The sequence below is a fragment of the Aminithiophilus ramosus genome (genome assembly GCF_018069705.1).
GTDB classification, from domain to species: domain Bacteria; phylum Synergistota; class Synergistia; order Synergistales; family Aminithiophilaceae; genus Aminithiophilus; species Aminithiophilus ramosus.
In genome coordinates this window covers 865,373-886,066 of the sequence record NZ_CP072943.1, presented here as the reverse complement: position 1 = coordinate 886,066, position 20,694 = coordinate 865,373, and the positions used below count along the sequence as shown (strand labels likewise).

At 64.5% G+C, this 20,694-nt stretch carries 17 protein-coding genes; 4 read left to right on the top strand and 13 right to left on the bottom strand.

The features are described from left to right. Window positions 1-210 precede the first annotated feature (210 nt). Window positions 211-2,769 carry a PAS domain S-box protein gene (locus KAR29_RS03975; RefSeq protein ID WP_274374338.1) on the bottom strand — a complete coding sequence of 853 codons (2,559 nt, stop codon included), beginning with the start codon at window positions 2,767-2,769 and terminating at the stop codon, window positions 211-213. Between the two features lie 396 nt (window positions 2,770-3,165). On the opposite strand from KAR29_RS03975, the gene KAR29_RS03970 reads away from it, so the two are divergent. Beyond that, a complete protein-coding gene (locus KAR29_RS03970; RefSeq protein WP_274374337.1) occupies window positions 3,166-3,621 on the top strand; it encodes an L-2-amino-thiazoline-4-carboxylic acid hydrolase in 456 nt (151 codons plus the stop codon). A gap of 18 nt (window positions 3,622-3,639) precedes the next feature. Here the strand turns inward: KAR29_RS03970 and KAR29_RS03965 are convergent, their stop codons facing one another. The 3 genes from KAR29_RS03965 to KAR29_RS03955 all read right to left on the bottom strand — a co-directional run bounded on the left by KAR29_RS03965 (window position 3,640) and on the right by KAR29_RS03955 (window position 6,752). Then, window positions 3,640-4,788, bottom strand: a complete 1,149-nt coding sequence (locus KAR29_RS03965) for a class I SAM-dependent RNA methyltransferase (protein ID WP_274374336.1) — start codon at window positions 4,786-4,788, stop codon at window positions 3,640-3,642. A gap of 111 nt (window positions 4,789-4,899) precedes the next feature. Further along, window positions 4,900-5,493, bottom strand: coding sequence for a hypothetical protein (locus KAR29_RS03960; RefSeq protein WP_274374335.1), 594 nt, complete (start codon window positions 5,491-5,493; stop codon window positions 4,900-4,902). Between the two features lie 5 nt (window positions 5,494-5,498). Next, the gene (locus KAR29_RS03955) at window positions 5,499-6,752 is read right to left on the bottom strand and encodes a GGDEF domain-containing protein (protein WP_274374334.1); all 1,254 of its coding nucleotides are present in this window, start codon (window positions 6,750-6,752) and stop codon (window positions 5,499-5,501) included. A 289-nt stretch (window positions 6,753-7,041) separates the two neighbouring features. On the opposite strand from KAR29_RS03955, the gene KAR29_RS03950 reads away from it, so the two are divergent. Further along, on the top strand, window positions 7,042-7,869 hold the full coding sequence (locus tag KAR29_RS03950) for a nitrilase-related carbon-nitrogen hydrolase (RefSeq protein WP_274374333.1): 828 nt from the start codon (window positions 7,042-7,044) through the stop codon (window positions 7,867-7,869). Between the two features lie 6 nt (window positions 7,870-7,875). Here the strand turns inward: KAR29_RS03950 and KAR29_RS03945 are convergent, their stop codons facing one another. The 5 genes from KAR29_RS03945 to KAR29_RS03925 form a co-directional block, all read right to left on the bottom strand. Next, window positions 7,876-8,580, bottom strand: coding sequence for a response regulator (locus KAR29_RS03945; RefSeq protein ID WP_274374332.1), 705 nt, complete (start codon window positions 8,578-8,580; stop codon window positions 7,876-7,878). A gap of 65 nt (window positions 8,581-8,645) precedes the next feature. Then, window positions 8,646-9,227, bottom strand: a complete 582-nt coding sequence (locus KAR29_RS03940; protein WP_274374331.1) for a hypothetical protein — start codon at window positions 9,225-9,227, stop codon at window positions 8,646-8,648. Next, window positions 9,224-10,099 (bottom strand): endonuclease/exonuclease/phosphatase family protein, encoded by an 876-nt coding sequence (locus KAR29_RS03935; RefSeq protein ID WP_274374330.1) that lies wholly within the window; start codon window positions 10,097-10,099, stop codon window positions 9,224-9,226. Before KAR29_RS03935 ends, KAR29_RS03940 begins: the two co-directional genes overlap by 4 nt. Window positions 10,100-10,186: 87 nt before the next feature. Further along, window positions 10,187-11,698 (bottom strand): 5'-nucleotidase C-terminal domain-containing protein, encoded by a 1,512-nt coding sequence (locus KAR29_RS03930; RefSeq protein WP_274374329.1) that lies wholly within the window; start codon window positions 11,696-11,698, stop codon window positions 10,187-10,189. Between the two features lie 77 nt (window positions 11,699-11,775). Then, window positions 11,776-12,723, bottom strand: coding sequence for a magnesium transporter CorA family protein (locus KAR29_RS03925; protein WP_274374328.1), 948 nt, complete (start codon window positions 12,721-12,723; stop codon window positions 11,776-11,778). 759 nt (window positions 12,724-13,482) lie between these two features. Between KAR29_RS03925 and KAR29_RS03920 the strand changes: the two genes are divergently transcribed. Continuing rightward, entirely contained in the window at window positions 13,483-13,773 is a 291-nt protein-coding gene (locus KAR29_RS03920; protein WP_274374327.1) for a hypothetical protein, read from the top strand. 102 nt (window positions 13,774-13,875) lie between these two features. Next, on the top strand, window positions 13,876-15,681 hold the full coding sequence (gene ade, locus KAR29_RS03915; RefSeq protein ID WP_274374326.1) for an adenine deaminase: 1,806 nt from the start codon (window positions 13,876-13,878) through the stop codon (window positions 15,679-15,681). Here the strand turns inward: ade and KAR29_RS03910 are convergent. The 4 genes from KAR29_RS03910 to KAR29_RS03895 form a co-directional block, all read right to left on the bottom strand. Next, window positions 15,678-15,872 carry a hypothetical protein gene (locus tag KAR29_RS03910; protein ID WP_274374325.1) on the bottom strand — a complete coding sequence of 65 codons (195 nt, stop codon included), beginning with the start codon at window positions 15,870-15,872 and terminating at the stop codon, window positions 15,678-15,680. The two genes, ade and KAR29_RS03910, sit on opposite strands and share 4 nt — an antisense overlap. Before the next feature lie 32 nt (window positions 15,873-15,904). Next, entirely contained in the window at window positions 15,905-17,764 is a 1,860-nt protein-coding gene (locus tag KAR29_RS03905; RefSeq protein WP_274374324.1) for an aldehyde ferredoxin oxidoreductase family protein, read from the bottom strand. Between the two features lie 210 nt (window positions 17,765-17,974). After that, window positions 17,975-18,895 carry a ketopantoate reductase family protein gene (locus KAR29_RS03900; protein ID WP_274374323.1) on the bottom strand — a complete coding sequence of 307 codons (921 nt, stop codon included), beginning with the start codon at window positions 18,893-18,895 and terminating at the stop codon, window positions 17,975-17,977. 15 nt (window positions 18,896-18,910) lie between these two features. Then, window positions 18,911-20,665, bottom strand: a complete 1,755-nt coding sequence (locus KAR29_RS03895; protein ID WP_274374322.1) for a PAS domain-containing hybrid sensor histidine kinase/response regulator — start codon at window positions 20,663-20,665, stop codon at window positions 18,911-18,913. Window positions 20,666-20,694 lie beyond the last annotated feature (29 nt).

Genomic DNA, 20,694 nt, shown 5'->3' with positions numbered 1-20,694 from the left:
CGTCGTCACCGTCTCGACGGACGTCCGGAGGGCCCGGACCGAAGGCGGTCCGCCCACGGATCGGCCGTCGTCCCGTGAGCGGCGGTCTTCGTCCGTCTTCCCATCTCGGCGGGATTGCCACCGCTTCTACCTTCTTGTTGAAAAAACATCGCGCCTCGCGAGCCGTCTCCTCCCGGCGTTTCGGTTATCCCCGTCGGTAGGTCGCCGTCCCTAATCCTCTCCGGCGATGACGTCGACGAAAATTTTCGTAAGGTCCGGGTCGAACTGTCTTCCGGCCTCCTCCTCGATCTGCCTCAGGGCGATCGCCTTCGGCAGGGGCCGTCTGTAGAGATGGTCGCCCGTCATGGCCTCGTAGCTCTCGGCCAGGGCGATGATCCGTGCCGAGAGAGGAATAGCTTTTCCCTTCTTCCCGCGGGGATAGCCCTTGCCGTCGAAACGTTCGTGGTGGGCAAGGACGGCCTCGGCAATGGTGGCGAATTCCCCGGAGGAGCGCAGGATCTGAAAACCGATCTCGGGGTGGCGCCTCATCTCGTTCCTCTCCTCCTCGTCGAGCTGTTCCGGATTGAGGAGAAGACTCCGCTCGACGCCGATTTTCCCGATGTCGTGGAGAAGCCCCGCCAGGGCCAGCTCCTCCACGTCGTCGGGGCCGAGACCGAGGGCCGTTCCCATGAGGCGGCAGAAGCGGCTGACCCTCTCTCCGTGACCTCTTTCCCAGGGGCTTCTCTCGTAGAGGCTCTGAGTGACGAGGCGGATCGTCTTGCTCTTCATGCTGTCGCTCTCGGAGAGTTTGTTGCGGTACATGCGGTTTTCCGCATCGGAAAAAAGCCGCTCGCGCGTCTCCGTACCCTTCGTCTTCGTTGCGACGCCGAAGGATACGGAAAGAAGAGGGCCCTCGCTCTCGCGGGTCTTCAGTACGCTCCTTATCCTCTCGACGATGGCCCAGGCCGCCCTGGCGTCGCTTCGGGGGAGAAGGAAGACGAACTCGTCGCCGCCGATGCGGGCCAGGACGTCGCCGGGACGGGTGGCCTCCCGAAAGATGGAGGCCATGGTCCGGAGCAGCTCGTCGCCGACCTGGTGTCCGAAGGCGTCGTTGGTCAGCTTGAGGCCGTTGACGTCGGCCATGATGAGGGAGAGGGGCAGATGGGACGCGTCGTCGAGGCGGCGGAACTCCTCCTCGTAGAAACGGCGGTTGTGAAGCCCCGTGAGCTGATCGTGGTAGCTGAGGAAGCGAACCTCGGCCTCGGCCCGTTTCCTCCCGTCGATGTTGCGGCTCACGCAGAAGAGCTCGATGTCGCCGTCGGCGGCGAAGCGGAACCGCGTCGAGACCTCGACCCAGACGACTCTGCCGTTCTTGCAGGGCTGACAGATCTCGTTGATGTGGTCGCTGTTCTCCTCGGGGTTTTCGAGAAAAAGACGCAACCCCTCGGCGATGAGGGCCTCCGTCTCCGAGAGGGACTCGGCCGTCAGCGATTGGGCCAGAGTCTGAGCCATGGCCTCTTCCGCCGTGTAGCCGCGGAGGCGGAAGACGGAGGGACTGACGTAGGTGAAGCGGCTGCGGGTCACGTTGTAGACCCAGATCACGTCCGAGACGGACTCGGCCAGAAGGCGGTACTTCTCCTCGCTCTCCCGGAGGGCCGCCTCGAAGGTCCTCCGCTCCGTGACGTCCCTCTGGGTATAGACGATGCCTGTCACCTCTCCCCGCTCGTCGCGGAGGACGTTGCCGTTGATCTCGCCGTGGAAGAAGGAGCCGTCCTTGCGCCGCAGGAGGTATTCGACGGGGCCCGACGCCTTCCCGCAGAGCCTCTCGCCGATGAGGGAGCGGGCCCTTTCCCTCTCGGAGGGGGCCAGCTGGTCGAGGATGTTGCCGCCGACGACCTCGTCGGCACTGGCGTAGCCGCCGAGCTGAAGGGTCTTGGGCGTGACGGAGCGGATCGTCCCGTCCGGATCGGTGAGGCTGATGCCGTCGGGGATGGTGTCGAGGATGATCCGGAGGCGCGCCTCGCTCTCCACGAGGGCCTCCCTGGCCCTTTTCGTCTCCGTCACGTCGCGCTGCGTCGAGAGGACGGAGAGGCGTCCCTGCCAGGTGATGAAGAGGCCGCTGAGGGTGATCCAGAGGAGCCTTCCCGAAGCGGTCCGGGCGCGGATCTCGTAATCTCTGACGACGCCCTTTTCGCGGAGGGCGGCGAGCCAGGCCTCGCGTTCTTTCGGCTCGCCCCAGAAGGAAGAGGCCTTCGTTCCCCTCGATAGGGCCTCGGGAGAGGTCTCGAAAAGTTCAGAAAAGCTGGGGTTGGCATAGAGGAAGGTCCCGTCGCCGTCGACGACGGCGAGAGGGTAGGGGAGGTTTTCGATGACGCGCCGGAACCGGTCTTCCGACTCCTTCAGGGCTGCAAGGGCCTTCGTCTCCTCCGTCACGTCGCGGAAGGCGAAGCGTCGGCCGAGATCGTGCCCCTCTCCGAAGAGGGGCCAGGAGGTCTCCTCTATGGGGATGACGGTTCCGTCCCGGCGTCGGATCCGGAAGCGGAGGACCGATCGTCCCTGGCGGGGGCTCTCCCAGAGGGGGCGGTCCTCCTCCTCCACAAGGGAACTCAGGAGGTTGTCGTCGTCGAAAAAATCCCGAGGCGGATAGCCCGATAGAGACTCACAGGCCCCGGAGACGTGAAGGATGTTCCCCTCGGCGGACTGCCAGATCTCGCAGTGGCAGCCGTCGCCCGGGAGAGGGCGCTCCCGTCCCCTCTCCTCGCCGCCTCGATCCCTTCGTTCCTCGCTCATGACTTCCTCTCCTCTTTTTCCTCTGCGGAGTGTCACATCATTTTGACACAGTCCACCGAGGAGTTGAAGGCCTCCGCAAGAGATACCTCCATCCCCTCTCCCGAGTGTCTTCGGTCTCTCGACCACATCGAGGAACGTCCGGTCCTTTATGCCGCGTCTTCCTCGACTCGCGGGCTCCGTCGCCGATTTCACGGGGAAGCCCCTGTACGCGAAGGGAAGTTCGAAGGCCGTGTCTTCGATCGGCTTTCGGAACGTCCGGGCGGTCTCGGTCCGAGCGGCTGCGGCCTGGCCTTCTCCCCGCGAGGGGACTATGATCGTAGACGGTCCGTCGCCTCCCCTGGAGGAAAGGGCGATGGTGCCGCAGTCCCGAGGAAGGCGAAAAGGAGGAGAGGTCCAATGTCGGAAAGCCTGACCCTGCTGAAACGCCGTGAGATCGAGGCGGCCTTTTTCAAGACTCTCATGGGAGCTCTTCTGGAGAAAATGACGGAAGAGGAACTCCGCGAGGCCGTCGGCAAGGCCCTCTGCGGAGCCGCCCGCGAGGCCGGCCGGAGGGCCGCCTGCGAGGGAGACGGCCTGGAGGACCTCAAAAAGGGCCTCGCCCTCTGGTCGGAGGGAGGGGCCCTGGCGATCGAAGAGATTCCCGACGAGGAGGGACTCGCCTTCGACGTCCGCCGCTGCGCCTACGCGGAACTCTACGAGGCGATGGGGCTCGGTCCCTGGGGCGCCGTTCTCTCCTGCAACCGGGACTTCGCCTTTCTCGAGGGGTTCAACGACGCCCTCGAACTGAGGCGTTCCGAGACGATCATGGAGGGCGGCAGCCGCTGCGATTTCCGCTACCGGTCCCGCGGGTGAGATCCCTTTTTTCGTCGGTCATGGCCGATCGTCGCGGGAGGAGAGAAGGGCCAGACATTCGACGTGGCGCGTCCGGGGGAAGAAATCGTAGGGTCTGAGGCGAAGCACGTCGTAGCCGGCCTCTTCCAGGAAAGTCATGTCCCGCCGCAGTGTCCCGGCGCTGCAGGAGAGATAGGCGATGCGACGGAAACCCGCTCGGGGGAGCCAACGGGCGACTTCCGGCTCCAACCCCGTCCTTGGCGGGTTGACGTAGGCCAGACGCCGTGAACGGGCGTGGGGGGAGAGGAAAGAGTCGAGCTGGGGGATCCTCTCGGCGCAGCAGCCCCGCAGGAGAGAGGCTCCGGGGCCGTTGACGGCGGCGTTCTCCATGGCCTCGCCCGAGAGCTCGACGCCGACGACGGCGGCGCCCCTCCGGAGCCAGCGGGCGAGGCTGGCGCCGTTGCCGCAGTAGAGATCGACGACGCCATCGCCCATGCAGGGGGCCAGAAAGGCCTCCGCCTCGTCGAGGGAGCGTTCGTAGAGGCGGGGCAGAAGCTGCTGGAAGGCGCAAGGACCGTAGACGAGGCCTCCGGAGTCTTGGGAGCGTCTTTGCCCCCAGAGAAGGATCCACTCCCTGTTGGCGAAAAGCCTTCGCCCCGCAGAGGGGTGGAGATGGAGCCAGAGTCCCTCGAGGCCGCTTTCGACTCCCCCTTCGTCGAGCCCTTTCGTCCAGGTCAGATCGGGACGGGTTCTGGACTTGACGATGAGCGTCGCCTGAGCGCCCGACTGAGCGTAGAAGGCCAGGGGCAGGAGGGGGTCGTCGGGCAGGATCCGGCTCAGGAGGGCCAGAGAGCGTCGGACGCGGGAAGAGTGGACGGGGCAGTCTTCCAGAGGAAGAAGCTCGTCGCCCCGGAGCATGCCGAAGCGCCATCGGCCGTCGATACGGCGGACATGGAGGCGGACCCGATCGCGATATCCCAAGGATTCGGCCTCCGTGGCTCCCTCCAGAGGGGCAAGGCGGTCGGCCCAGGGGGCCAGCTTGGAGGCGAGCCATCCCCTTTTCTGGGCCTCGCTTTCCTCCCGGCTCAGCGATCGGTGATCACAGGCCCGGCAGAGGGAAGAACAGCCTCGGGGGAAAAAACCTTCGCCGAACGCGGGACCACCTGTCGGCGTCGTCTCGATCCTCATCGCCTCTCCTCTTTCCTCGCAAAGGGGCTTCGTGAAAGGGCTTCTCCGTCGTCTCCCTTCATTTTACAGGATCGTCGAGAGAGGAAAAGGGCGCAAGGGGCCTTGTCGGCCTCAGGAGGGGTCATCGAAGGGTTTCCGCAGAGAAAGAAGGAGCCTTTTGACGAGGCGGGCGCCTCGGAGGAGAATCTCGTCCATCGGCGGCGACGGCTCCGGTTCGGCGAGGCCGTCGACGGCCTCGATGAGAGGCGTCGAGTCGCAGGCCTCGAGAAGCTCCTGGCGAAGGCGGTCCAACCGGTCGCCGTCGAGGACACGGACCTGGACCAGGATCGAAGCGGCCCTGCGCAGCACGCGAAGAGCGGGAGGCGAGTGGAAGAAGGCGGAGGCCAGGCGGAGGACCGACTCGGCCTCGTCGCGGTCCCGCCGCCGATAGTGGCTCAGGTAGTTTTCCAGGGCGTCGGCGGCGTCGTGGCGGTCCCTGATGCCGCCCTCCTCGTCGTGGAAGAAACGGTCTTCGGCCATGACGCCGGCCATGGAGAGGAGAAAGCGTCTCACTCCCACGGGGTCGGGCGTGACGACGACGCAACGCCCCCTCTCTCCCGACTCCTCCTGCGACGGGCCCAGACGGCAGGAGAGGACCTCCATGTGGAGAAGGAAGGCCATGACGAGATGGCCGGCCTCGTGGAAGGCGACGCGTCGGCGGTTCATGCCCTTCAGGCCGTGGCTTCGGCGATGATGCAGTCGCCGCCCTGGCGCTTGGCCTCGTAGAGGAGCCTGTCGGCCTGGGCCAGGAGGCCCGTGGCGTGGAGGTCGGAGCAGCGGCAGGCCACGCCGATGCTGAATCCGATGGCCTGATCTCCCTGTCCGACGGGGCTCTCCCGCAGCCGCCGACGCAGCTTCTCGGCGACGGTCCGGCCTCCGGAAAGATCGGTATTGGGCAGGACGACGAGGAATTCATCGCCGCCGAAACGGCCGACGATGTCGGAGTGGCGGACCGTCTGGCGCAGGATGACGCTCACCGTCCGAAGGACGCGGTCTCCGGCCAGATGGCCCTTGCTGTCGTTGACGGCCTTGAAATGATCGAGATCGATCATCATGAGACAGAGGGGACTGCCCTGGTTCTTTGCGTGGCCGATCTCCTCGCGAAGGCGTTCCAGGATGTAGTTCCTGTTGAAAAGGTGCGTCAGGGGATCGCGGATGGCCCTCTCTCTCAGGGCTCCCTGCGTGCGTTCCAGCTCGGCCGTCCGTCGGCTGACCTCCTCTTCGAGATCCTCCTTGTGTTCCGACAGCTTTTTCAGGGCCGCCTGCAGGCTCGTTCTCTGCGATCGGGAGAGGAGAAGGAGGGGGAGGGCCAAAAGCAGGAAGTAGAGCCCCGTCAGGGCCGTCCGTCCCGCGTCCCTCCGGGCCAGGGCGGCGAGATGGTCGGCCGAGGCGTCGGCACAGGCCAGGTAGCGCCGCCCGCCCGGCGTCGTCTCGGCCACGGCGACGGAGCGGAAGGAGCCCCACTGGTCGTCGTAGCTGACGAAGACGGTCGTTCCCTTTTCATAGGCCTCGCGGAAGGCCGCCGGGATGTCTCCGTAGGGGTGATAGTACCAGGAGGCCTTTTCCCGGGCCTCCTCGTCGGTGACGGTGGGGGCGGCGAAATGGAAGCGTCCCTCTTCCTCGACGAGGGTGTAGAGCCAGGCGAAGCCCGTCTCGGCGATGAAGGCGTTGAGTACCTGGCGGTTGCGCATCTCCTCCTCGAAAGAGATGCTTCTGGGGCCGACGGCCCTGTCGTGGAAGTCCTTCGCCAGGAGGTGTTTGAGCGTTACGGCGGCCATGACGAGACGTTCGTCGGTCTCCCTCAAGGTCCGACTCAGTGCGCTCCGATAGGCGAAGACGACAAAAGCCGCGACGCCGACAAGATAGACGGCGACGGCCACGAGAAAGCGAAAGCGACGTCGAGGCGACGGACGGCCGAGCTCCAAGCCGACGATACCTCCCTCCGGTCGATCCTTCCAAGGGGTCCACAGTGAAAATCTATTTGCTTCACAACTTTAGAGATTATAGATGGAGGGAAGAGAAAAATCTATAACGAATAACAACGGCGCTATAATTTTTTATAAATGAATTCACCTGGAGCCTTTCGGGAAAAAATATTGATTTTTGATTTAAAAATTCCCCGTCGAACTTGACGGCACTCTTTTCCCGGCGGAGAATGAGGCAAAAGAAGCGCCGTGACCGGCAGAAGCGGCGCCGCGTCAGGAGGGAAAATCGGTGAATCCGGAACGTTTTCGCATCGGCCTCTGTCAGATCGCCGTTCGTCTTGGCGACAGGAAGGGAAATCAGGAGCAGGTCCGACGGTGGATGGAACGTCATTACGTTCCCTCCGAGCTGCCGACGGCCCTCGTTCTCCCCGAACTCTGGGATGTGGGCTACGCCCTCGACTCGGCCGAAACCCTGGCCGACGGGGATGGCGAAGAGGCGGCGGCCTTTCTTGGGGACCTGGCTCGCCTCTACGGGACCTGGTTCATCGGCGGTTCCGTCATGGCCCGGGGAAAGGGGGGGCTGTTCAACCGCTCGCAGGTCATCGACGACAGCGGGAGCTTGGTCGCCCAGTACGACAAGGTTCATCTCGTCCCCTTCATCACTCCCGAAGACCGGGTTTTCTCCCGCGGGGAGGAGGCCTGTCTCTTCGATTTCGCCGGGATGCGGGCCGGGTCCATCATCTGCTACGACGTGCGCTTTCCCGAGTGGGGCCGCGTCTACGCCCTGCGGGGATGTGAGCTTCTCTTCGTCACGAGCCAGTGGGTCCGGTCCCGCATGGATATGATCCACTCCATGGTCAAATCACGGGCCATGGAGAACGCCCTCTACGTCGCCTTCGTCAACAACGTCGGGGTCACCGGCGGACTCGATTTCGGAGGTCGCTCCCTCGTCTGCTCCCCCGACGGGGAGGTCCTGGCAGAGGCCTCGGGGGACGAGGACGGTCTCTTCGTCGAGATCGACAGAGGGAGGATCGGAGAGGCCCGGGAGTTTCTTCAGGTCTTCCGGAAGCGTCTTCCCCGCCTTTACGGAGATCTCGTCAGAGAGGATCTGCCCTGAACTCCCTCAGCAGGTTCCGTCGCGGCCGCCGAGGCGGTAGAGCTTGACGGGGCGGCCCACTTCGCGGAAGGCGTAGTCGACGGAGACCTGGTCGATTTCGACGAGGTATTCGAGGTAGCGCCGCGCCGTTGACCGGGAGATGCCCAGGAGTTCGCCCACCTCGGCGGCCGAGAGGGACTTGTCCCAGGCCTGCAGAAGGGCCGTAACGTCGCCGACGAGCTTGGCCTGAAGCCCCTTCGGCGGTGCCAAATCAGGCGCCAGAGGGGGGGTGGCCAGCGTTCCCGTGAGGCGGTCCAGCTCCTCCTGTCGCCAGGGTTCGCGCCGTTCCGTCAGTCCCAGGTGGTAGGTCCTGTAGGCCTCGAGAGCCGTTTTGAATCGGCTGAAGGCGAAGGGCTTGATGAGGTAGTCGAAGGCTCCGAGGCAGAGGGAACCCCTTACGGCGTCGGGCGAGGTGCCGACGGAGAGGACGATGAAGTCGATTCGAGGATGGGACACGCGGGCACGGCGCAGCCCGTCGAGGGCGTCGAAACCCGGCAGGAAGAGGTCGAGGAGAACGAGGTGGATTGCCTTTTCCTTCAGGGCCTCGAAGAGAGCCGGGCCGGAGCTGACCTGATCCTGCAGGCGGAAGCCGCGCAGCCGTTTGAGATAATCGCCGTAAAGATCGCGCAGAGTGGGATCGTCCTCGGCGACGAGGACTGAAAGGGCCTTCACAGGAGATTCACCTCTCTCCGGGCTTTTCTGAAGGCGGACAGTCGACCGTCGAAAGGTCCGACGTTCTACTCCCGACGACCATTCATTATACCCGTGGGAGGCCTTTCCGTCTCTTCCAGCTCCGCTCTTTCCTTTTCATCGAGGCGTTCCAGGGCCTTCCGTGCCGGCTCGTAGCCGGAGTCGAGGGCGAGGGCCGTGGCGTAATTCTCTCGGGCCTCGAAGGGGGAGCCGTTTTTTTCGAGGATCGTCGCCGCGAGAAAGAAGGCCTCCGGTCTCGAAGGCGCCTGAGAGAGGGCCAGACGGAGAGTCTCCTCGGCTTGGGAGAGGCGGTTGTCGGCGATGAACGCCTCCGCCTCGAGACAGAGCGCCTCGTAACCGCCCCGGCCGAGGCGGGTCCGCAGGGCCTCGCGGAGTGCGGCTGATGGCAGGGCGAGGGGGAGATCCATCCGGGGGATTCCGGCGAGAGTCTCGGGGAGAGGCGCCTTCCCGGCGACGAGGACCAGCTCGACGTCGGAGGGGAGGAGATCTTCCGCTTCGCCGGGGAGAAGAAGAGGACGACCCAGAGGGCCCAGCTGGGCTCGCAGGCGCCGGAGGAGACGTTCGTCGTCGCAGACGAGGACGAGAGGGGCTTTCTCCTTCCTCCTCACGGTCGATGGCCTCCCGTTCCCTGTTCCGCCGAAGGCCATCGGAAATGGAGGACGACGATGTCGTGGTCGGGATGTTGGGCCTTCTTCGTCGACCGTCGTTCGATGGCCGATTCCGTCTCGGCCAGGCACCAGGAGTCGTCGGAATCGATGCCGACGTAGCCGATATGGTCGATGTTGACCTTCAGGTTGTCGTAGGAGTAGTGTCCCTCGGGTAGAGTGAGGAGGGGGAAGGCCGCTCCGACGACGGTCTCGATGTTGTAGTCGCCGAGGACGAAACGTACCCCCCGGAGTGACTGGACCAGTTCGTTGATCTTGAGGATCTGGAGGCCCCGCTTCGTTTCGTTGTAGATCAGGGCTTCCACTTTGTCCCGCTTGCCCTGGGTGCTCTGGCTCTTGAGGTGGACGTTGACGAGGGTGAAGCGCCGGTCTGCCTCCCTGTCGAGGAAGACCGCCACGAGGGGGGGCCTGTCGAAGAGGGTCAGAGAGCGTTCTTTCCAGAGGAAGGAGGCGTTCTGGTAGTAGGGGGTCGGCCCGTCGAGAAGCTTCACCCTGTCGTCGTTCCAGATGAAGGCCAGATCCTGGCGGCTTCCCCTGTCGTGGATGACGTACTTCCAGCCCGGCAGGGTCTTCTGGAGGAAATAGCGCAGCGACGGACCGTCGCCGATCTCCTGAAGGGCCAGGACGTCGGCGCCCGAGGCCAGGACGGCGTCGGCGAGTTTTTCGAGATCGTCGTCGACGTAGGCTTTCTTGCCCGAGACGGTGAAGTACTCGATGTTGAAGGTCCCGATGGAGAGGGTCCACCCGACGCCCGGGAGAGAGAGGGCCAGAACCAGTGAGGCGAGGACGAGTCCGATCCGCTTCCGAAACCTCATCAAAATCGAAAGACTCCCTTCTTCTCCGCCTCATGGCGGGCCTTTCCCTTTAAAAGTCGGAATCGGCGGTTCCCGGAGCGCCTCGGCCTATTCGCGAACGAGGCGCTCCGGCCCCATGACGCCGTCCAGGGGGCTGTTGGCTTCGACGTAGGCGACGAAGGCGTCGATGTCCTTGTACCCCGTCTCGACGAGACGTTCCTTCCAGGGGAGGAAGATCTCGTAGCCGTCGCCGCCTCCCGCCAGGTAGGCGATGGTGGCCAGGCGGTAGATCGCATTCTCGTCGAGAGGCGTGTCGCCGATGGCGACATCGGTGACGGTGCCGTCGGCGATGCGGCATCGGAGGCCCGAGACGTGAGGGAAGGCCCCCGCTCCGGAGGGGATGGAGGCCAGGAACCGGAGAAGACGGAGCAACTCGCCGCCCGAGAGGTCGAGGGTGACCACGTCGTTGCCGAAGGGAAAGACGGCCAGGCCGTCGCGGAGGCTGACGGGACCGGCGGCGATGGAGTCCCGAATGCCGCCGCCGTTGAGGAGGGCCACGTCGGCCCCGGTCCTTTCCCTCATGGCGTCGACGGCGATATGGGAGAGGTTCGTCTCTTCCGAGCGAATCCGTTCCCGCTCCCCGTCGAGGATCTTCTCCGTCGAACCGATGATGGCTCCGATCTTTCTCGATCCCTGCCACCGGTAGTAGTTCAGCCTCGCCGTCGTCGCGGCGTCCCGTCCCGTCGCGGGGGCGACGGCGATGGCGCGCCATCGCGCCTCGACGATGTTCCCCTCCTCGATGGTGAGATCGAAACGTCCCAGATGTCGACCGGCCCACCCGGCCTGGGCGACGAAGGTATCGCCGATCCTCCGGGCTTCCCGGAAGAGCGTGTGGGAGTGGCCGTCGATGACGAGATCGAGCCCGTCGATGGAGGCCCGGGCCAGCTCTTCCGACCCCGTTCCCGCCCGCAGGGGGAGGTCCCAGCCGAGATGGGCCAGGGCGATGACGACGTCGGCCCTTTCCTTGAGGTCGGCCACATGGCGCCGGGCCGTCTCGACGACATCCTCGAAATGTCCTCCGTCGAGGTTGAGGGAGGAGGCTCGGGAGGTCTCCTCCGTCGTCAGCCCAAGGACGGCGACGCGGAGATCGCCCAGATCGAAGAGCCGGTAGGGCGCAAAGGGATTTTCCCCTCTTGCGTCGACGAAGTTGGCCGAGAGGAAGGGGAAGCGGGCGAAACTTTCCTGAAAGCGGAGTAGGGCCTGGGGATTGTCGAATTCGTGGTTGCCCAAAACCATGGCGTCGCAGCCCATGAGGCGCAGCAGGGCCAGATCGGGGAGGGCCTGCTGGCGGTCCGACTCGGGGACGCCGGTATTGACGTCGCCTCCGTGAAGGAAGAGAAGGTGTCCCCCCCTGCCCGTCACCTCTCTGTCGATGGAGGCGACGAGAAAGGCCAAGGCGTCGAAGCCGCCCCGGCCCTCTTCCTCCCAGAGATGGCCGTGGCTGTCGTTGATGTGAAGCACCGTCAGCTCCGCCGCCTGCGAGGCGACGGGCGTCAGGATCAGCCAGAGAGCGGCCAGGAGCGGCAACGTTCGCGGCGCCGGGTTGTTCTTTTTTCTCACCGGGGACCTCCTTCCCGACGGCAGATGCCGATCCCTCTTCGAGGCCGAGCGTGGCGGAAGAGGGATCGGCCCTGAAGTCAGAGCATGCGCTTGCGCCAGAGCCAGAAGGTGGAAAGAGCACTCGTGGCCAGGGCGAGGAGGAGGACGAAGAGAAACCCGTAGGGCATGTCGCTCCAAGGGACGCCCACGTTCATCCCCCAGAAACTGGCCACGGCCGTCGGCACGGAGATGATGATCGTCACCGAGGCGAGGAATTTCATGACGATGTTGAGGTTGTTGGAGATGATGGAGGCGAAGGCGTCCATCATTCCGCTCAGGACGTTGCTGTACATCTGCACCATTTCGTAGGCCTGGTTGTACTCGATCTGGACGTCTTCGAGGAGATCTTCGTCGTCCTCCCTCATCTTGATGATCTCCCGCATCTGAGGGTTCTGGAGGAGGCGCATGATGCGGTCGATGACGACGCGATTCGATCTCAGGGCGGCGCTGAAGTAGGTGAGACTTTTCTCGAGATCGAAGAGCTGGTAGAGCTCCTCGTTTTTCATGGCGTGGCGCAGGTTGTTCTCGATCTGGTTGGAGCGGCGGTTGATCTGGTTCAGGTAGCGGAGGAAGGCCGTCGCCGTCTTGTAGAGAATCTGGAGGAGAAAACGGGTTCTCTTGAAGGTGGAGAAGCCGCCCATGGTCACGACGCCCTGAGGGAGGATATCGTTGGCCTCGAGGGAGACGGTGACGATATGGTGGGCCGTGATGATGATGCCCAGAGGAACGGTGTCGAACTCGTACTCGGTGGCGCTCTTGCCGACATTGATGACGATGAGGAGGATTCCGTCGTCGCTTTCGATGTGGGATGTCTCCTCCGGGTCCAGGGCCGTTGTGATGAAATCGGCGGGAATGTTGAGAAGAGAGGAGAGGGCGGCGACTTCGTCCCCTTTGGGTGCGATGACGTTGATCCAGCATCCCGGCTCGAGAGCGGGAAAATCGAGCTGACGGATGCCGCGTTCCTCGGATTTGAAGACGGTGATCATGGCTTTCCCCCTTGCCGCCCGCGCCGACAACGACATAAAGGCCGCCGGGCGGCGGCCCGCCGAGGTGGTCGATCAGGCCTGATATGGTTGTTCGGGGGATCGAGGGAAGGGAAGCCCTTCCTCACCGATCCGGCGCCGCCGGACCGATGAAAGGGCCGACGGCTCAGTACGGAGTGGCAGATTGTCGCGGAACGGTCGTACTGGGACTGTCGCCTTCCATGATGGAGAGTCACTTCCTTTTGGCGTTGAAGGGGGACGGGGGTGAGCCCCTCGTCCGCGTGTCCTGATTATAGCCTCTGACGGAAGGGGTGGCAAAAGGGATTCCCTCACACGAATCCGCCGTCGAAAAAGGGCAGACACTCCGTTGGCCCGGTCTCGGAACGGATGGCGGGGTCGCGTCGGGCCCGCGCCGACGAACGGATCGGATCGCTCGAATCGGCGGATAGGGGGGTGCCTGGCCAAGAGGGATGCCGGGCCTATCGAGGGGAAAGGTCGATGTCGCTTGCATATGAGGGGAGGGCCGACCTCTAAGCGCAGGTATTTTAAAACGATACGAAAGAGGTGGTACAGGCTACGTCCGGCGGAGCCCCGGCCTGCCGAGGAATGGCTTCAGGGGAGATTTTTCCCTGCGCGGTCTCGCGCGTTGACGGAATTTTGTGACGGGCTTCTTCCCTTTGTCCCTCGTCGGAGAAGGGATATACTTCCCTCTGTCGAGGCTCGTCCCCGAGCCCTCTGCGACGGAAGGGAGCGAATGTGTCCATGGGTGAGCTTTTCGAGGCCGTCATGATCGTCTGTTTCGGTCTGGCCTGGCCCGTCTCGGTCTACAAGTCCTATGTGTCGAGGAGCACGAAGGGCAAGAGCGTCTTCTTTCTGCTCATTGTCCTCGTCGGCTACGTGGCGGGCATGATCCATGTTTTCCTCGACTATCCCGGCCTGAGTTACCTCAACGGCCTCTACATCGTCAATACGATGATGATCGTCGCCGACATCCTTCTCTACGTCCGGAACAGGCGTCTGGAGGCAGGCGAGGGGAGAGAGGCCCGGGCCTGATCCACCGCTTCCCGCAGGGGGAGGATGGTTTTCTGCGGAGCCCCAGGCTGGTACCATGGGAAGGGGGCGTCTTCCGGCGTCCCATCCGAGGGAGGTGTCGTCGTGACGACAGACAGGAAACTCCAGGAGCGTCGTCCTCTTTTCGAGGTGACGAAGGAACTCGTCGCCGTGGCCCAGGGGCTGGAGAAGGCCGACCTGGTCCTCCGCAACGTCCGCCTTCTCAACGTCAATACGGCCGAAATCCAAGAGGGCCTCGACGTGGCCGTCAGGGCCGGGCGGATCGCCTATGTGGGCAGGGCCGATCACACGATCGGTCCCGATACGATCGTCGTCGACGGAGAGGGAAAGGTTTTGGTCCCCGGTTTTATCGACGGCCACATCCATGTCGAAAGCAGCATGGTCACCGTCCGCGAATATGCCCGCGTCGTCGTTCCCCACGGGACGACGGCCATCTTCATGGATCCCCACGAGATCGCCAACGTTCTCGGCATGGAGGGGGTCCGTTTCATGGTCGACGACGGCCGCGACGTGCCCCTCAACGTCTGGGCCACGATGCCCTCCTGCGTTCCCGCCGTTCCCGGTTTCGAGGACGGAGGCGCCCAGTTCGGCCCCGCCGAGGTGGCCGAGGCCATGACCTGGGAAGGGATCGCCGGTCTGGGCGAGCTCATGAACTTCCCCGGCGTCCTCATGGGGAGCGACCACGCCCACGGCGAGATCGAGGCCACGCTTCGGGCGGGCAAGCCCGTGACGGGCCACTACTCCATGCCCGATATCGACAGGGGGCTCAACGCCTACATCGCCTCCGGCGTCAGCTCCTGTCACGAGTCGACCCGCAAGGAGGACGCCCTGGCCCGGATGCGCCTGGGCATGTACGCCATGATGCGCGAAGGGTCGGCCTGGCACGACGTGAAAGAGACGGTCCGAAGCCTGACGGAGGAGAAGATCGATTCCCGTTTCGGCCTCCTCGTCAGCGACGACGCCCATCCCGACACGCTCCTTTCTCTCGGACACCTGGACCACATCGTCCGCAGGGCCATCGAGGAGGGACTCGATCCCATACGAGCCGTCCAGATGGTGACGATCAACACGGCCCAGTGCTTCGGCATGGCCCACGAGATCGGCAGCATCTCCCCGGGCAAGTTCGCCGACATGGTCCTTCTCTCGGACCTCTCCCGCGTCACCGTGGACCGCGTCTTCTACAATGGAAGGCTTGTGGCCGAGAAGGGAGAGATGGTCGTCGCCATCGCGCCTTCCGTCGTCCCCGGCTGGGCGAGAAAAACGGTCCGCCTGGCCCGCCCCGTTTCGGAGGCCGATCTGAAGATCGACGCCCCCGAGGGCGCCTCTTCCGTCCGGGCCCGCGTCATGGAGATCATCGAGGCCCATGTGGGGACCTACGCCCGTCAGATGGAGCTTCCCGTCGTCGACGGCGCCGTCCCCGCCTCCGTCGACAGGGACGTGGCCAAGATGGCCGTCTTCGAACGCCACAGGGCCACGGGGACGAGGGGACTCGGCTTCGTCACGGGCTTCGGACTCCAAGGAGGGGCCGTCGCCTCCACCGTGGCTCACGATGCCCACAATCTCATGGTCGTCGGCACCAACGACGCCGACATGGCCCTGGCCGCCAACGCCCTGGCCGAGGCGGGAGGGGGCATGATCGCCGTCCGCGACGGCCAGGTTCTGGCCCTCCTTCCTCTGCCTCTGGCGGGGCTCATGAGCGACGAGCCGGCCCGGATCGTCGCGGCTTCCGTCGAGGCTCTCGACCGGGCCTGGAAGGAGCTTGGCTGTTCTCTTCACGCCCCCTTCATGACCATGGCCCTTCTTCCCCTGGCCTGTCTTCCCGAGCTGCGCCTGACCAACAGGGGGCTCGTCGACACCGTGGCCTTCCGCTTCACCGAGCTTTTCGTCTAACCGCCGGCCAGGACGGGGTAGAGGCCGATCTCGACCTCTCCGTCGATGACGCTTTCCATCGGGAGATAGCGTCCTTTCAGGACGGCAAGGACCTCGGTCTCGTCGAGACCGAGGTCCTTGATGATTTTGCCCGCCGTCGTCGGTCCCTCGATGACGAGTCGTCTCGGAATCTCTCCCGAGCGAGAGGTCACGAGGGGGTGGATCCTGAAGGAGAGGGTCAGGGTCACGGCCGGAGAGAGGCCGCCTCGTCGGCCAGACCGAGAGAAAGGAGCCGCTCCCGCGTCGGGACTCCCCTGGCGTCCCAGCCGCGGCAGGCGTAGTACTCTTCGAGCATCGTCGCCAGGGGGGGCAGGTTCTCTCCCGTTCCCTCGTCGCGGCGGGGAAGGGAGACGATCCGATCGGGCAGGACGTCGTCGTCGCGGCTGATTCCGCAGCGGACGTTGTAGAGACGCTTGAGATTGAAAAGGCGTTCGCCGGTCTTCATCAGTTCCTCCAGCGAGATCTCCCGTCCCGTGACGAGGGCGAGCCAGCGTCGGATGTCGGTGAGGGTCACCCCGGCGTAGAGGAGGAATTTGCAGAGCTTGAGGGAGTCGAAGAGGGCCATGACGTTCTGGGCGTCGAAATTGAGTCTTCCCTTGCCGGCGACGCCGCGGCGATCCTGAGGGCGGTCGTAGCCCAGCTCGGGGAGAAGGGCCGTCTTCTCGAACATGTAGGTCCCCCCCTGGAGGTGGCAGGCTCCCCGGTTGGAGGTGGCGTAGCCCAGGGCCAGGCTGTTGAAGCAGCGGGGATCGTGAGCCGGAAAGGAGAGGCCCTTGCAGTGGATGGCCGCCTCCAGACCACGGCCCAGGCTGCGGGCGGCGGCGGCCACGCCCTGTCCCAGAAGCCTGCCCAGAAAGGTCTCGCCCCGACTGATGCGTCTGACGAGTTCGACCATGGCTCCGGCGTTGCCCCAGCGGAGATCGAGACCCTCGAGCTCGGCCGGGGAGAGGATCCCTTTTTCGGCCCACTCCATGGCCATGGCGACGGCGTTGCCCGTCTCGATCGTGTCCATGCCGCAGCGGTTGCAGATGTCGGCGGCGTAGGTGATGGCCTCGAGGTCGCTGACCAGGCAGGAGGCGCCCAACATGCCCAGCGTTTCGTACTCGGGACCGGCTCCGACGACGCCTCTGTAGGGTCCCTCCTCGATGGCCACGGTGCGGCCGCAGCCGATGGGGCAGGAGGCGCAGTAGAAGCGCCCCGTGAGGATCGTCGCGGCCATTTCCTGGCCCGAGATGGCCGCGGCACGGTCCCATCCGCCCCGGGACCAGTTCTTCAGGGGAAGATCGCCCAGCTTCTCCGCTCCGGCCACGCCGCCGGCCGTTCCCAGGAGGTGGAGTCCCTTGGCGTTTTCGACGAAGAGGGGCAGGCGCTCCCGGAGGTGGCTCCTGAGGCCCCTCTCGTCCAGGGGGAGCACGTCCTCCGTGGCGATGACGGCCAGGGCCTTGAGCTTCTTCGAACCCATGACGGCTCCGAGTCCGCAGCGGCCGGCGACGCGGGCGTCGGCTCCGTCGTGGACGATGGCGGCCAGGGGAGTCTTCCTCTCTCCCGCCGGTCCGATGGCGGCCACGCGGCAGGTCGTGCCGTGACGTTCGACGAGGATCCTTCCCGTCTCGAAGGTGTCCCGTCCCCAGAGCTCGTCGGCAGCGACAAGGCGGACCGCGTCGCCTTCGACGAGGAGGTAGAGGGGGCGCGAGGCCGCTCCCGTGACGACGATGCCGTCCCATTTGGCCCCTTTCAGGGCGGCTCCCCATCGGCCGCCTGCGTCGCCCTCGCCGAAAATGCCCGTCAGAGGCGATTTGGCCAGGATCTGGTGGCGTCCCGACGTGGGGACCTTCGTCCCCGTGAAAGGCCCTGTCATGAAGATCAGAACGTTCTCCGGTCCCAGCGGGTCCGTTTCAGGTCCCGTCATGTCGTAGAGGAGCCGCGTTCCCAGGCCGCTTCCGCCCAGGTAGTCCTCCTGGAGCCTCGTCGGCAGTTCGCGGGCCTCGGTCTTTTCTTCCGTCAGGTCGACGTAAAGGAGTCTGCCGGCGTAGCCGCCCTTCATGTCCGTCCTCCCCTTTCCCCGTTCTTCAGGCAAGACCGCCCCTTTCGGGGACGAGCGGTCCTGCCTCCTTTCACGATGCTTCGACACTCTTTCCTGTCCGCTGTGAGGATCGAGCCGGATCGCACCCGGTGAGGGAGAGCGTCCTTCTCTCGCAAACGAAAGGCCCCTTCCGTCGCTTGAGGTCTTTTCATCGGGGCCTCCGCTGAACGGTTACTCGCTCTCTGCGTGTCGCTCCTGCCACTCCAAGGCCCTGATCAGCTGAAAGACGAGCCGGTTGACGGGCGTGGCGATGCCATACCGTTCTCCCAACCGGCAGACTTCTCCGGCGAAAAGGTCGACTTCCGTCTTTCTTCCGGCCTCCCTGTCCTGGACCATGGAATTTTTTCCCTCCGGGGCCAGGGTGTCGAGCATTTCCAAAGAGAGGTCGATGTCCTTCGTCGAAAGATCGACGCCGTTTCTGGCGGCAAGGGGAGGTACTTCCCTCATGGCTGACAGGAGGGCCTCTCTCGCCTCGGGGCAGCTCTGGAAGGTGCCGTAGGGGGCCCTCAGAAGGGCTCCGACCTGGTTGATGCCCACGTTGAACATGAACTTGGCCCACATGCGATGACGGATGTCGTCGACGGCAAGGGCCCACACGCCGGCCCTCTCGAAGAGCCTTTCGAGTCCTTCGACGCGCTCCGTCCTTCTGCCGTCGAGTTCGCCGAAGACGATCCGGGCCGGACTGGTGAAACGGAGGTTCGATCCCTCCTTCGTCGAATCCATGTGGGTGATGAAGGCGGGAAGGATCTTCTCCGTTCCCAGGGCCTCGCCGAGGATCTCCTCGCTGTCGATGCCGTTGAGAAGAGAGAGGACCGTCGTCTCCGGGCCGACGACGGCCTTCAGTGTCTCCAGGACGGATCGCAGGTGGTAGGCCTTGACGGCGACGAGGATCACGTCGGGCGGCGAGGCGACCTCATCGGCGGTGACGAAAGAGAAGGCGTATCTCCTGCCGTTGACGACGGTCGAAGTCGAGCTGTAGCGCTCCTTCCTCGCAACGTCGCAGAGGATCTGGAGAGGGAATCCCGAGTCGGAAAACTGGGAGGCGAAGGTGGCGCCGGCGGCGCCGAAACCGAGAAGAAGAACGTTGTCCATGGCGATTCTCTCCTTTCAGCAAGCGGAATCCTCTTCGTGCCGGTCTGTGCCGGGAAGAGGTGGTCCTAGGCGGATCGTGAGGCCAGGTGGGCCGGAGGCCCTCTTCCGGTGCGAGTCCTTAGAGAGCAGGAGCCCCCGGGGCTCTCCCAGGAACCGTTCCAGAAGACGCCGCAGTTCCCTGCCGTCGACGGGTTTGGTCAAAAAAGCATCGATGCCGCTCTCGAGGCTCTCCCGACGGGTTGTGGCCTGTGTATCGGCGGTGACAGCCACGATGGGTGTCCGTCGTCTCCCCGATGCGTTTCCCTCCCGTCGGATGAGATCGGCCGCCTCCAGGCCGTCGAGGAGGGGCATTTTCAGATCCATGACGATCAGGTCGGGATTCTCCTTCAGGAAGAACTCCAGAGCCTCTCGGCCGTCGACCGCCTCGAAAAGGGAGGCTCCGGGGAGGAGGGTACGGAGAAGCTCCCCGATAAGCCTGCGGTTCGGTTCGATGTCGTCGGCGATGACGATGATCGGAGGCCGTTCCCGCTCGATGACGGTCAGGTCCTCTCGGGCGACCTTCCCCTCTCCTGGCGGTTCCCCGCAGGCCCCGTCGGCGACGAGGGTGAAGGAGAAACAGCTCCCCTCGCCCGGGCGGCTTTCGAGCTTGAGGGCGCTGCCCATCCTCTCCAGAATGCCGGCGGCGATGGCCAGGCCCAACCCCGTCCCTCCGTAATGTCGTGCCGTCGAGGAATCGCCCTGGGCAAAGGCCTTGAAAAGCCGCCTTTTCTGTTCGGTCCCTATGCCGATTCCCGTATCTGTGACGGAAAAGGAAAAAGCCCCCCGACCGCCGTCTTCTTGGAAGGTGACGGCCACTTCGACGAAGCCCTTCTCGGTGAACTTGACGCCGTTGCCGACGAGGTTGACGAGGACCTGGTGGAGCCGCAGCGGGTCCGTGACGATGTAGGGCGGTACGTCGTCGGCGATCTTCAGACGAAGCTCGATTCCCTTGGCCCTGGCCCCGTAGTGGGCGATGGCCAGGGCCTGTCGGACCGTTGCCGCCAGATCGGTCGTGAGGGATTCCAGTTCGAGGGCTCCGGCCTCGATTTTGGAGATGTCGAGAACGTTGCCGGTGATAGCGAGAAGAGACTGGGCCGAGGCCTCGGCGTAGCTCAGATGGTCCCTCTGGAGAGGGGTCAGGTCCGTCTCGGAAAGCAGATCGAGAAAACCGATGATTCCGTTGAGGGGAGTCCGGATCTCGTGGCTCATCACGGCCAGGAAGGCCGACTTGGCCTCCGTGGCGGCCTGGGCCTGGCTGCGGAGCTCGTCGGCCCGTCGGAGGGCGAGGCGGAGTTCCTCCTCCATCCTCTTGCGGTCGCTGATTTCCGAAGAGAGAGTTCCCGTGCCGAGGATCTTTTCTCCCTTTTCGTCGTAGATGGGGAACTTGCGGGTCAGGAAAGTCTGGATGCCGTCGGCCCCGGTGATTTGTTCTTCGACGACGAGGCTCTGTCCGCGGGGAAGGGCCATCGCCTGTCCGTCATTGTCGCTGAAGGCGGCGATCTCTTGGGGGGTGGCCAGGCCCCGGAAAAGTTCCTCGTCGGTTTTGCCGATGACGGAGCCGGGGCCGTCGAGGCCGAAAAGCTGAAGACAGGCCCTATTGACGCCCACGTAGCGGAGCTGGGTGTCTTTCATGACGGCCACGTCATCGGTGTTCTCGAAAAGTTCCATGAAAAAGCGGCGATCCCTCTCGCTCTTCTTGCTCTCCGTCACATCGGCGACGACGGAGATCATCAGCCCGCGGGACGGAAGGGGAATGTTGC